The following is a 13,019-nucleotide window of genomic DNA, read 5'->3' as shown; positions in this document are numbered from 1 at the left end:
TTTCTTATAAAAGAAAAATAGAACTCGCTTTTGAGTATAAATTGTTTTAATACAAATAAATATATTTAACTTTAAAATAAATTACAAAAGCTCAAACAGCTATTTTTCTTCTAACGAAATTTTGCTTGGTATCTATTTTCATCAAATTACCTATTATAATTGAATTGAAAATGTCGTGATTTTTTGGAAATAAAAATTACTAAACACATTTATGTGTTTCTTTCGCCATAATCTTTATAATAAATTTATTTTGTAAAGTTTTATCAATTTTATTTGCGAAAGTGAGCGAAGCGAGTTTAATTTTTGTTTTCAAAAAATGCTTAGATGAGCAGGGATTAGTGCGTAGCACTTTCGCCAAAATCTTCAGATGTTATAATTTGAAGAAATTGAAATAACTAATATTGCGAAATAAAAGGGGATGGTGATTGTTCCCCTTTGCTTTTAAGAAAAAGAAAAAACATATAAATTACAAAAAATAGTTACTAATCAAAATGTCAATGTAACTTGTTTAAATGTTAAAAAAAAACGGGATTTAAAATTATAAATAAATTAAAAAATATGAAAGGAGTTGAAGAAATGGGGAAAAATATTGATAAAGATAGACAGAACAAGACAGTTCTTTTTGATGCTTTAAAAAATCATCTTTCTAACAGGGTTGTGAGATTTGATGTGCCGGGGCATAAAGGAGGGCGTGGGAATAAGGAATTTCGGGATTTTATTGGGCTGGAGGCGATGCAGATGGATGTTAATTCGATGAAGCCGCTTGATAATTTATGCCATCCAACTTCGGTTATAAAAGAGGCTCAGGATATAGCGGCAGAGGCTTTTGGGGCAAAAGAGGCTTATTTTATGGTAAGTGGAACAACTGGGGCTGTACAGGCTATGATTATGGCAACTTGCAAGGCTGGAGATAAAATTATTATACCGAGAAATGTGCATAGAAGTGCCATTAATGCAATGGTAATTTGTGGAGCAATTCCAGTTTATATTAACCCTGGACTTAACAAAAAATTGGGAATATCACTTGGGATGTCGATTAATGATGTGAAAAAGGCAATTCAGGAAAATCCTGATGCAAAAGCAATATTAGTGAATAATCCTACTTATTACGGAATTTGTTCAGATTTAAAATCTATTGTAAAAATGGCACATGAAAATGATATGTTTGTGCTAGTTGATGAGGCACATGGAGCACATTTTTACTTTGATGAAAATTTACCAATTTCAGCGATGGAAGCTGGAGCAGATATGGCGGCAATTAGTATGCATAAGACGGGCGGTTCTTTAACACAAAGTTCGATTTTATTAAGTGGTGAGAGAATAAACGCTGATTATGTTCGGCAAGTTATAAACTTGACTCAAACAACAAGTGCATCGTATTTACTTATGACTTCACTTGATGTGGCAAGAAAAAATTTGGCAATAAATGGAAGGGAACTTTTTGAAAAGACAGTTAAATTTGCAGAATATGCCAGAAATGAAATTAATAAACTAGGTGGGTATTATGCGTATGGGAAAGAACTGATTGATGGAGATTCGGTTTATGACTTTGATACGACAAAATTATCTGTGTATACAAAAGATATTGGGCTTGCTGGAATTGAAGTTTATGATATTTTGCGGGATGATTATGAAATTCAGATTGAATTTGGAGATTTGGGAAATATTTTGGCGATAATTTCGGCGGGAGACAGAGGCTTGGAAATAGAACGGCTAATATCTTCACTTGCAGAAATTAAACGGCTTTACTCAAAAGATTCTACAGGAATGTTTGATCATGAATATATAAACCCTGATGTTGTACTTCCACCACAAAAAGCCTTTTATTCAGAAAAGGAAATGATTCCGATAAAAGATAGTGCGGGTAAAATAAGTGGAGAATTTGTTATGGCTTATCCGCCAGGAATACCGATATTAGCACCAGGAGAGCGAATTACTGAGGAAATCATAAACTATATCGAATATGCAAAGGAAAAAGGATGTCTATTAACAGGAACTGAGGATATGCATGTTGAAAAGATAAATGTTGTTTTGGAGTGAAAATTTTTGATGTAAAAACGCAGACAGTGTTTGCGAAATTCCAATTAAAATAAATGAAAGAAGGAAACAAAAATGGCTGACAGCAGATTTTTGAAATTTTTTAATTATATTTTACTAGTTGAAGGAAGTTACTCTAATGATAAGAATGATAAAGGCGGGGAAACAAAATATGGCATTACTAAGGAACGAGCGAGAGAATGCGGATACAAAGGTAGCATGAAAGATTTAACAAAAGCAATGGCACAAAAAATTTATGAGGAAAAATATTATAAGGCTAGAAAATTGGATCAAGTGAAAAATGATAAAGTGGCACTAAGCATATTTGATTTTTCAGTAAATGCTGGGAGATATGGAATTAAAAAGGCTCAGGAGGCTGTGAACAAGATTTATGGTAAAAATGTAATTAGTGTAGATGGAGCAGTTGGGCCTATGACATTAAAATATTTAAACGAAGTTAATCCAGTTAAATTTTTGGATGTATATCATAGTTTACAGCGTGAATACTATAAATCTCTTGCTAAAAGAGATGCAACTCAGAATGATTTTTTGACAGGATGGTTAAATAGAGTTAAGGTTAAGGAAAATTATTTGAGAAATGTTTAATGAGTATAAGAAATAGAATAAAATTATAAAAAATGGAAAAGTTGAGGAATTTATAAAAAAGTTTCAAAGTACAAAACATTGGAAATAAAAGGTTAGATATTAAAAAAATAGGTAATACAAATTGAAAGGAGTGTGGCAGATGGAATTATGGTACACAGAAGAACATACGAAAAATGTTCGTTTTTCTATAAAGATTGATAAGCAGTTAGTTAGTGCAAAAAGTGATTTTCAGAGAATTGATATTTTTGAGTCGCCAGAATTTGGGCGATTTTTGACATTGGATGGATTTATGATGTTGACAGAAAAGGATGAGTTTATTTACCATGAGATGATAACTCACGTTCCTATGGCTGTAAATCCTAAGGCTAAGAAAATATTGGTAATCGGTGCTGGAGATGGCGGTACTGTTCGTGAACTTGTAAAATATGAACATATTGAGAGAATTGATATGGTGGAAATTGACAAGATGGTTGTCGATATTTGTCGAGAATACTTGCCTAAGACGGCAAATAAATTGGATAATGAAAGGGTACATATTTATTATGAGGATGGACTAAAATTCGTACGTTCAAAAACTGATGAATATGATATTGTAATTGTGGATTCGACAGATCCGTTTGGGCCTGGAGAAGATTTATTCACAAGGGAATTTTATGGAAATTGCTTTAATGCACTAAAAGAGGACGGAATTCTTGTGAATCAGCATGAAAGCCCATATTATGAGGCAGATGCTAAAGCAACGGCAAGGGCAAATAAACAGTTAAGAGCAGTTTTCCCATTTGCAACAGTTTATCAGCTGCATATACCGACATATCCGTCAGGACATTGGCTATTTGGATTTGCTTCGAAAAAATACAATCCTGTAAAGGACTTGAAGGCTGATGAATGGAATAAGTTTGGGATAGAAACAAGATATTATAATACAGAATTGCATAAAGGGGCTTTTGCCTTGCCAAATTATGTGAAAGATTTAATAAAATAATTTAGAATGAAAACTAGAAGGAGAATTTATATGAGAAATAAAAATATACATACATTTATAGGGTGTGACAATGAATACAATGAGAGTAAAATTGCTATTTTTGGAGCACCGTTTGACAGTACAACTTCGTTTAGACCAGGGACTAGATTTGCTTCGGCGGTTATGAGAAATGAGAGTTTTGGGATAGAAACGTATAGTCCTTATCAAGATAAGGATTTGGAAGATATTAAGGTTTTTGATGGAGGAGATTTGGAACTTTCATTTGGAAATTCGGAAAGTACGTTGCAGGATATTCAGGATGAAACAGCAAAAATTTTGAAGGATGGGAAAATTCCGTTTATGATTGGTGGAGAGCATTCTGTTACGTTGGGAGCTGTGAGAGCAGTTGCTGAAAAATATCAAGATTTGCATATTATTCAGTTTGATGCACATACAGATTTGAGAGATGAGTATTTAGGGCAGTATTATTCACATGCTTCTGTAATTAGAAGATGCTGGGATATTGTTGGAGATGACAGAATTTTTCAGTTTGGAATAAGAAGTGGTGAAAGAGATGAATGGAAATTTGCAAAGGAACATCTTCACACAACAAAATTTAATTTTGACGGACTTGATGAAGCTGTGGAAAAATTAAAAGGGAAACCTGTCTATTTTACATTGGACTTAGATGTGCTTGATCCGTCGGAATTTCCAGGAACTGGAACGCCTGAAGCGGGAGGAGTTACTTTTGTGGAACTTCATAAGGCAATAGAAAAAATTTCACAATTAAATATTGTAGGGCTTGACATGAATGAATTATCGCCTGTATACGATCAGTCTGGACAATCTACGGCACTAGCTTGTAAACTGCTTAGGGAAATTTTGTTGTTTATTTATAAATAGATTTATTTTAAGGAAAAGTGTTTGTGCATAAATGGTACAGATACTTTTTTGAATATATAAAAATAAAAAAGTTTTTAATAATTTGTAAAAAGGGAGGAATGTTAGATGAAGAAAAAGTTGCCGATAGGAATATCAAATTTTAAGGAAATAATAGAAGATGAATATTACTATTTTGATAAAACAGAGTTTATTGAGAATTTATTTGAGGAAGTGTCTAAAATTAAGTTGTTCACACGTCCGAGGAGATTTGGAAAAACACTTAATATGTCGATGATAAAATATTTTTTTGATATTGAAAATAAAAATGAAAATAAAAAGCTGTTTGAGAATTTAAAAATTTCTGAAAATGAGTATTTTGAAAAGCAGGGGACAGCTCCAGTTATTTCAATTTCATTTAGAAATTATGATGAAAGTAGCTGGGGAAATGGGTTTGAGATGATAAAAAATACAATTTCGGATTTATATGATGAATTTGAATTTGTAAAGGAAAATTTAAGTGTGAGAAAAAAAGAAAAATACGATTCGATTTTATTTAACAGAGCAACTGAAGCAACATGGAAATTATCCTTGCTGGATTTAACAAAATATCTATATGAATATTATGGAAAAAAGGTTGTGGTGCTGATAGATGAGTATGATCAGCCGATAATTGATTCATACGTGAAAGGCTATTATCAAGAAGCAATTAGCTTTTTTAAAACATTTTATGGAGTTGTCCTAAAGGATAATAATTATCTCGAAATGGGAATTATGACTGGGATTTTAAGAGTTGCAAAGGAAAATATATTTTCTGGATTGAATAATTTAAGAGTTCATACAATTTTAGACAATAGATTTACAGAATATTTTGGGATTACAGAAAGTGAAGTTGAGCAGGCTTTAAAGGATTTTGATTTAGAATTTGAACTTAAAGATGTTCAACGTTGGTACAATGGATATTTGTTTGGAGATATAAAAGTTTATAATCCGTGGTCGATTATTAATTTTCTGAATGATGAAAAATTAAAGCCGTACTGGGTAAATACGAGTGAAAATGAATTGATAAAATTATATTTAAAAAAACTGAAAAATGAGATTTTTGATGATTTTTCAAAACTTTTGAATAGAGAAGAGATTTATAAACGAATAAATGAAAATATGACTTTTTCAAATCTTGAGTCAAATTACAGTAAAAATATATGGAATTTATTTTTTCACAGCGGATATTTAACACTGGGAAAGAAAATCGAAGATGATGGAATGTGCTATTTAAAAATACCGAATGAAGAAATATTGAAAATGTTCTCAGAAATGTTTATAGAAATTTATTTTGAAGATTATGAGAAATTTTTGTATATGTCAAATGCTTTGAGAGAAGGAAATATAAGTGAATTTGAGAAACATTTAAAAGAAGTTTTATTGGAAAATGTGGGAATATTTGATGTAAGTGGAATTTACAGAGAGCAATTTTATCATGGCTTAATGCTTGGAATAATTTTGACTTTGAAAAATGAATATGAAATAACTTCAAATAATTTTGCTGGGAAAGGCAGATATGATTTGCTTTTGAAGCCTAAAAATCTGGAAAAAAGAAAAGAAGGAATTATTTTGGAATTAAAAGTTGTAAATGCAATGGAAAATTTGAGTGAAGATAAAATTTTTGAAAAATTAGAGAATGAGTGTGATATTGCGTTACAGCAGATTGAAGAGAAAGAATATGCTTCTGTATTAAAAAATTCTGGAGTTGAGAATGTATTGAAAATTGGGATAGCATTTTTTGGAAAAGAAGTGGCAGTTAAATTTGATAGAAATTATAGTTAATACTAAATCCTATTTAAATAAGAGTTTGTTACGAACTTTTCTAATAAAAGATATAAACCAATATTCTTATAATAGTTGAAAATTTATTAAATATTCACTATTTAAATAGGGAAAGTATAAAATTATAAATTATTTTGAAAATTAAAAATACATTTATAAAAAATTTGCGAGTTTTGAGGTGTTTTTACAATGATTAACAAACTAAAAGAATTAGAGAATCTTGAGAATAAGTATAAGGAAATTGGGAGAATAAATTCGGAGATAGAATCAATAATTGCAAATATAAAAAATGAGGTTGGAATAAGCAGGGAAAAGGAACTTTTGGAAGAGAATGAAAGGCTGGCGAAGGATTTGAAGGCATTTCATGAAAAGATGAAAGTTAGGGAAGAGGAAATTGGAAGGCTTAAAAATAGTAATGCAGTGCTTATTGAGGAATTGAAGGAAGCGAAAAAGGTTAGGAGAAATGGTGAGATTGATAAGTTTCAGAATATTTTGGCGGAGAAGATGAATGTGGAATTGGAAAGTGGAGTGACTAGAAGGCTTTCTAATTATGCAGAGGAAATGAAGAGAAAAGTTAAAATACTGGAAAAAAATCTTTCTCGTGAATTTTCAGATGAAGCTGATTCTTTAAGAGATGAACTCAAAAAAATTAATGGAAAAATTGGTGATTTTTTAGAGAAAAGTAATAAGAAAACTTTTGAAAATAAGGTATTTCTTCAAGAGGAATCTTCGGTGTTTCATAATAAGATAAAGGAAGAAACGGCTTTGAAGGAAGGGGAATTTCTTTTTGAAAGAGAGAAAAAAAGATTTGTATTTGAAAAACTTATTGGACTTAAAGGATTTAACTTTTTAGGGATAATATCAATCTTTTTGGGAGTTTTTTTGGTATTTCAGACACAGTTTGCAAAAATTTTGGCAAATAATTATGTAAAAAGTTCGGCATCGTATTTGCTTGGGATGTTTTTCCTTTTTGCTGGAGAAAAATTTTATCAGAAAAATAAGAAGCATTTTGCAGTTGGGCTGATTGGCGGTGGAATTGGGATTCTTTATTTGACTACGCTTCTTTCTACGCTTTATCTCAAACTTTATCCAATGACAGCGGGACTTTTTATATCAGTAATACTGACAGGGCTGGTTGTGATTCTTTCATTGCGATATGATAGCCAGATAATTGGAGTATTGTCGCTGATTGGTGGATATTTGCCTTACGGAGCTTATATTTGGGTAAATAAGAGCAATGTCCAGATTTATTATGTTTTGGCATATTCTTTGATTTTGCAGGGAATTGTGCTTGGAGTTTCTTGGAAAAAGGACTGGATATACAGCAAGATTTTTGGATTTGTTACAGGTGTAGTGAATATGACGGGGCTGATTTATTACTTAAATCACAGCATTCACGACAAGATTACGGCATTTTTCTACATCGTAATTTTCACAACAGCATACAGTTTTATTTTCCTAAATTCTCACAAAAAAGAAAATCGTCAAAGCAACATAATCGACTATGTATTTCTAAGTTTAAATCTAATTATAAAATTTTCATTGATTTACAGCCTGTTTGACAAGACAACACCAAGCTGGCTAAAAGCCGTACTAGTCGGAACAGTCGGAATAATTTACGGATTTTTTGGCGACAGGCTCAAGGACAACAAAGTTGCAAAAATCTTTTATATTGTGGCATTAGGAAGTTTTATCCTAATTATCCCGTTAATTGTGCCAGAAAAATTTGTTGTGGTTGCATGGGGTGCTGAAACTGCACTATTGTATTTCTTTTATAGAAAATATAAAAATAAAGAAATGCGATATGGAACGATTGCGATTTATCTAGTTTCGCTGGTAAGTAATTTGATTGTGCGAGAAGAAAAATATTTGCTTATGTATATTCAGGATTTGATGATAATATCATTTTCATTTGTTCTTTATTTCCTGATAAAACAAAAAAGCTACAAGACAGAAGTTAGGATTTTAAATGGAATATTTAAATATCTGATTTTTACATATTCAATATTTTTTGTAAATAAAGTTGTTTTTGATGTTGTTACTTCATTTGAAACGATAAATTATGGTAAAGATGTATTGTTTAGCGTATTATTTTCACTTTTTATTTTAAGAACAGTAACATATAAAATAAAGAAATTGCAGGATAGTTTTAGCTTGAGATTTTTAGTAATAATTGAAATAATTTATTTACTATTCATAAATATGATTAATTTTATCTTATATATTTCTGGTTGGAGCTGGAATATACAAGAAGAGAAAATTCCAATAAGTTATCTGCTATCTTTAATTTTATTAATTTTTGTAAATTTTTATTTGTTTATTGTGGCTAAAAATGATATTCATTTATGCTTTTTCAAAAAAAATGAGAAAAAACCATTGTGGATACTCGGAGAATCAATATATTTCCTTTGTGTAGCAAATATTATTTTACGGATATATGAACATTCAGGTGTATTAATTTTAGGAGCTGGACTAGCTTTGGATATAGTTGGTCTGCTATTGTGTGGATACTTAGTTTGGAAAGGGTTTAAAGTGCCGAATAGAAATGTTAGAAGAATTGGGCTTGGAATAGGAATATTTTTTGTGGCAAAAAGTTTCCTTTTGGATTTCTTACGATTTGATAATTCCTATAAGTTGATTGCTTACTTTAGTATGGGGGCTATTTTGATTGGAACTTCTTATATTTATCAGACGGCTTTGAAGAAGTTGGAACAAGAAGTGAAAGAGAGCTTGAGTGACAAGGATTTTGGAAAAGGTGAGAAAAATGAAGAAAATAAGTAAATTGATTTTGTTTCTATTTGTATTCACAATTGTTCAGCTTTTTTCATATCAGTATTTTAAAACTATAAAAATAACAGGGAAATCAATGTATAAGCAGTTTTTTCTTACAGAGGATATTTATGAGAATAGTAAAAATAATCTTGGGGATATACGGATAATTGATAAGAGTGGGAAGGAAGTTCCTTATGTTATCGAAACTGGAAAAAAGCAGGAAAAGCGTAGCGAAAAAATTGTGGCAAAGGCAAAAATAGATGAAGTATTGACGAAAAAGGATAAAATGGAATTTATTGTAAAATTTAATTCTGACAGTTCGTTAAAGGATATAATTGGAAACAGACTCGAGCTGATTCCTTCCAAAAATTTTTACACCGAATATACTTTGCTTGGAAGTAATAACGGTACAGATTGGGAACAGATAACTTCGGGAGAAATTTATAAGACACCTGATAAGTCAAACTTGACAATCGAATTTTCAGAAAAAAGATATGAATTTTATAAAATTGTAACGCCGTTAGATAAAGGAAATATCTTTAGTGAAGCAATTTTGAAATTGTCAAATAATGAGGCTGGAAAACTTAAAACTGTAGGGACAAAATTGGATTATAAAATTGAGCAGGAAGGAAAAAGTACAATTTTGAAAATCAAGAGCAAGTTTTTGCCATTAAAAAATATTGTTCTAGATGTAAATGATGAGTTTCAGAGAAATTATGCTGTGAGAAGTGGAGATAATTTTTATGTGGAAGGGATAATTTCTAAAGTTGGGGAAAAGTCAAATTTGATAATAAATTTAGAAAATGTTCCGAAATTGTCTGAAATAATCGTTGAAATACAGAATGGAGATAATTCACCGCTCAAAATAAATGAAGTAACAGGAAACTATGTTCCAGACAGAATTGTGTTTAGGGCTACAGAAGGGGAAGATTATAAAATAACCTTTGGAGATGAGAACTTGAATAAGCCTGAGTACGATATTGCGGAATTTGCTGATTCAATAAAAGAACGAGATGAAGTTTTTGTAGGAAAATTGGATAAAGCGGATGGAAAGAAAGTTTCAAAGCCAAGAGATTACACGGTTTATTATAATGTTTTTATAGGGGTGGTTGTGGTAATATTAATTGGATTTATGGTAAATAAAATAAATAAAAATAAAAAATAGAAGAGGAGAATGAATTATGAGTATTGTATTTATTTTAATAGGAATTTTGGTAGTTTTGGTTGTAGTTGGAATGGGAATTTATAATAAATATATTAGACTAAAAAATCTGAATGAGGAAGGTTGGAGTGGAATAGGCGTATATTTGCAAAAAAGACTGGATTTGATACCAAATCTTGTTAATACTGTTAAAGGTTATGCAACACATGAAAAGGAAACGCTGGAAAATGTGGTAAAATTAAGAAGTCAAATGATGTCGATTGATACAAAGGATATTGATAATATTGAAAAAATTCAAAAACTTGAAAATGAAATGACAAAAACGTTAAGATCAATAATGATGTTACAGGAAAATTATCCAGACTTAAAAGCAAATGAAAACTTTTTGAGCCTGCAATCTCAATTGACTCAAATAGAAACAGAAATTCAAAGTTCAAGAAAATATTATAACGGAACAGCAAGAGATAGAAATACTTTTGTGGAAACTTTTCCAAATAATATTTTTGGTGGAATTTTTGGATTTAAAAAAGCTGAGTTCTTTAATGCTGTGGAAGGAGCAGAAAAGGCTCCAGAAGTTAAGTTTTAATTTTTTTAGTAAATTTTTTAGAAGAGGGCTTATTATGAAGAGTTTTAGCAACCGAAAATTAAACAGTATTTTTTCAATAATGTTTGTATTTTTTACATTATTTTTCTTAAGTACAAAATCATTGATTGCTGAAAAAATAACGAATTATGAAGTTACAGTTCAGATGAATAAAAATGGAACTTTGACAGTAAATGAAGTGATTGACTATGAATTTGACGGTGCGGCAAAACATGGTATTTATAGGGATATTCCATTACGTTCAAAGAAAAATGGCGTGGATATTTACAAATCTTATATAAAAATGAATTCGATAAAGAAAAATGGTATTTCTGAAGAATATTCTACGAAACTTTTTGATGAAGGTATTAGATATAGGGTTGGTTCTGCAGACAGATTTGTGGAAAATGGCGTAAATAGATACGAATTTAATTATGTGATTTATAATGCAGTATTTGAAAAAAATGGAATTTATCAGGTTTACTTTAATGCAATTGGTCAATTTTGGCAAGTTCCTATTGAAAAAGCTGCGGTAAATATAAAATTTGGAAATGGAGAACCTGTTTTAAAAAATGAAATTAGGCAATTAGATATTTTTACAGGTGAATATGGACAAAGTGGGAAAGATTATATTACAAATTTGAATAATGGAACTGTTGAAATTAAAACAAATAAGGTTTTAGAGGCATATAGTGGATTAAGTTTTCGTCTGAATTTAAAAACAGATAATATAAGTCCAACATTTTGGGATAAATTACAGACACTTTATTATGCTCATCCTTTAATTGCTGTAGGACCGATTATAATAATAATTCTAGCAATTTATGGATTTGTAACGTGGTATATATTTGGAAGAGATGTAAATAAAAAGGCAATTGTTCCTGAATTTAACATACCAAAGGATATTTCTGCCATGTATGCGGCTTACATCAATGGAGAAAGAGAGCCAAAAGAAATACTAACAATCGGAGTGCTTTCATTACTTTCTAAAGGTTATGTTGAAGCTAATGATGAAGAAGGTAATGGAAGAAATGTAGAATATACATTGTCTGATAGTAGAAAAAGCAGGCCTGAATTAGCAGAAGAAGAAAAGATTGTTTTTAATGCTCTTTCTGATAATGGATATATATTTAAAAAAGAAAGAAGTCTTTACGATGCTTCAAATAAAATATTAAAATCATTTGAAAGAGAGTATAAAAAGAAAGTTTACAAGGATAATAACATTTTTAATATTATTTTTATTGTCGGTATGATTATAGTTTTTATGATTTCGTCAACTGCAAGCAGCGGAACGGCAGGTATTTCTGATGGTATTTCTGGAGTAGTTTCTCTAGTTATGGTTGCTATTTTCTTTGGAATAGTATTAAATACGATTTTTTCAATTATCAATAATATTTATGGAAATAATAGCAAATTTTTAAAAATTATTAAGTGGATAGCAATATTATTCTTTTCATTAATATATGGAGTTTTAAATTTCATTATAATTGGAATAATTATGGCAATGTATGCTGTTTATTCAAAAATAATCGGAAAATATACTGTTGATGGAATGAGAAAAAAAGAATACTTGGATGGCATGAAAATGTACATAAAGACTGCTGAAGCAAATCAGATTATGAAATTTAATGATGTAGATGAACTGGTAGCCTATTTTAAAGGAATATTACCTTATGCAGTAGCTCTTGGTGTAAAGAATGAAGCAGTAAAACTTATGAAGAATACAATAAAACTTTATGATTTTGATGAAAGTACATATTCTTACATAAATAGAGGAGTACATTTTAATTCATACAATAATTTCTTTTTGTCCGATATGATTTCAAGAGGTTATAACAATGCATACAATGAAATAGCAGAAGAAAGATTCAGCACTTTGAGAGAAAACTCTAGAAATTCGAGCGGAGGCGGATTTGGCGGAGGCGGATTCTCAAGTGGTGGAGGCTTCTCTGGCGGAGGTTCCGGCGGAGGAGGTGGAGGAAGCTGGTAGAAATACTGGCTTTTTTTCTTGTTGTAAAGTATTGTTTTTTAGTTTATAATATTGGTATAAATATTATTTTTTTGAATTTATATAGTAATCTTAATTTAAAGCAAGAGTAGAAATATCATATTCATAGTTAATATGTTGTTTTTTTTATATTTTTACTCAAAATTTTAAGTAGATTGACTATAATAACAAATATTACTAAATTAAA

Annotated in this window: 9 protein-coding genes; all 9 read left to right on the top strand. The window is 30.2% G+C overall.

The features are described 5' to 3' along the window. The first annotated feature begins 576 nt into the window (after nucleotides 1-576). The 9 genes from HMPREF1552_RS05060 to HMPREF1552_RS05020 all read left to right on the top strand — a co-directional run bounded on the left by HMPREF1552_RS05060 (nucleotide 577) and on the right by HMPREF1552_RS05020 (nucleotide 12,814). A complete protein-coding gene (locus HMPREF1552_RS05060) occupies nucleotides 577-2,040 on the top strand; it encodes an aminotransferase class I/II-fold pyridoxal phosphate-dependent enzyme (protein WP_039901209.1) in 1,464 nt (487 codons plus the stop codon). A gap of 72 nt (nucleotides 2,041-2,112) precedes the next feature. Continuing rightward, nucleotides 2,113-2,643 carry a glycoside hydrolase family 108 protein gene (locus HMPREF1552_RS05055; RefSeq protein ID WP_021744022.1) on the top strand — a complete coding sequence of 177 codons (531 nt, stop codon included), beginning with the start codon at nucleotides 2,113-2,115 and terminating at the stop codon, nucleotides 2,641-2,643. A 139-nt stretch (nucleotides 2,644-2,782) separates the two neighbouring features. Next, nucleotides 2,783-3,625, top strand: a complete 843-nt coding sequence (gene speE, locus HMPREF1552_RS05050; RefSeq protein ID WP_039901208.1) for a polyamine aminopropyltransferase — start codon at nucleotides 2,783-2,785, stop codon at nucleotides 3,623-3,625. Between the two features lie 30 nt (nucleotides 3,626-3,655). After that, nucleotides 3,656-4,507: an agmatinase gene (gene speB, locus HMPREF1552_RS05045; protein ID WP_021744020.1), complete on the top strand. Its 852-nt coding sequence runs from the start codon at nucleotides 3,656-3,658 to the stop codon at nucleotides 4,505-4,507. Between the two features lie 105 nt (nucleotides 4,508-4,612). Next, complete coding sequence (locus tag HMPREF1552_RS05040) at nucleotides 4,613-6,307, top strand: AAA family ATPase (RefSeq protein WP_021744019.1); 1,695 nt, start codon at nucleotides 4,613-4,615, stop codon at nucleotides 6,305-6,307. A 189-nt stretch (nucleotides 6,308-6,496) separates the two neighbouring features. Beyond that, nucleotides 6,497-9,088 carry a DUF2339 domain-containing protein gene (locus HMPREF1552_RS05035; protein ID WP_021744018.1) on the top strand — a complete coding sequence of 864 codons (2,592 nt, stop codon included), beginning with the start codon at nucleotides 6,497-6,499 and terminating at the stop codon, nucleotides 9,086-9,088. Beyond that, nucleotides 9,072-10,244, top strand: a complete 1,173-nt coding sequence (locus HMPREF1552_RS05030; protein WP_021744017.1) for a hypothetical protein — start codon at nucleotides 9,072-9,074, stop codon at nucleotides 10,242-10,244. Before HMPREF1552_RS05035 ends, HMPREF1552_RS05030 begins: the two co-directional genes overlap by 17 nt. Nucleotides 10,245-10,260: 16 nt before the next feature. Then, complete coding sequence (locus HMPREF1552_RS05025) at nucleotides 10,261-10,827, top strand: LemA family protein (protein WP_021744016.1); 567 nt, start codon at nucleotides 10,261-10,263, stop codon at nucleotides 10,825-10,827. A 34-nt stretch (nucleotides 10,828-10,861) separates the two neighbouring features. Then, complete coding sequence (locus HMPREF1552_RS05020; RefSeq protein WP_039901207.1) at nucleotides 10,862-12,814, top strand: DUF2207 domain-containing protein; 1,953 nt, start codon at nucleotides 10,862-10,864, stop codon at nucleotides 12,812-12,814. Nucleotides 12,815-13,019: the final 205 nt, after the last annotated feature.

Source organism: Leptotrichia sp. oral taxon 879 str. F0557, assembly GCF_000469385.1.
Classification (GTDB): Bacteria; Fusobacteriota; Fusobacteriia; order Fusobacteriales; family Leptotrichiaceae; genus Leptotrichia; species Leptotrichia mesophila.
This window is presented reverse-complemented; position numbering and strand designations above follow the sequence as displayed.

Bases quoted from the DNA above. Each gene is read 5' to 3' on its own strand.
- HMPREF1552_RS05060 (WP_039901209.1), top strand. From the start codon at position 577: ATGGGGAAAAATATTGATAAAGATAGACAGAACAAGACAGTTCTTTTT.
- HMPREF1552_RS05055 (WP_021744022.1), top strand. From the start codon at position 2,113: ATGGCTGACAGCAGATTTTTGAAATTTTTTAATTATATTTTACTAGTT.
- speE (WP_039901208.1), top strand. From the start codon at position 2,783: ATGGAATTATGGTACACAGAAGAACATACGAAAAATGTTCGTTTTTCT.
- speB (WP_021744020.1), top strand. From the start codon at position 3,656: ATGAGAAATAAAAATATACATACATTTATAGGGTGTGACAATGAATAC.
- HMPREF1552_RS05040 (WP_021744019.1), top strand. From the start codon at position 4,613: ATGAAGAAAAAGTTGCCGATAGGAATATCAAATTTTAAGGAAATAATA.
- HMPREF1552_RS05035 (WP_021744018.1), top strand. From the start codon at position 6,497: ATGATTAACAAACTAAAAGAATTAGAGAATCTTGAGAATAAGTATAAG.
- HMPREF1552_RS05030 (WP_021744017.1), top strand. From the start codon at position 9,072: ATGAAGAAAATAAGTAAATTGATTTTGTTTCTATTTGTATTCACAATT.
- HMPREF1552_RS05025 (WP_021744016.1), top strand. From the start codon at position 10,261: ATGAGTATTGTATTTATTTTAATAGGAATTTTGGTAGTTTTGGTTGTA.
- HMPREF1552_RS05020 (WP_039901207.1), top strand. From the start codon at position 10,862: ATGAAGAGTTTTAGCAACCGAAAATTAAACAGTATTTTTTCAATAATG.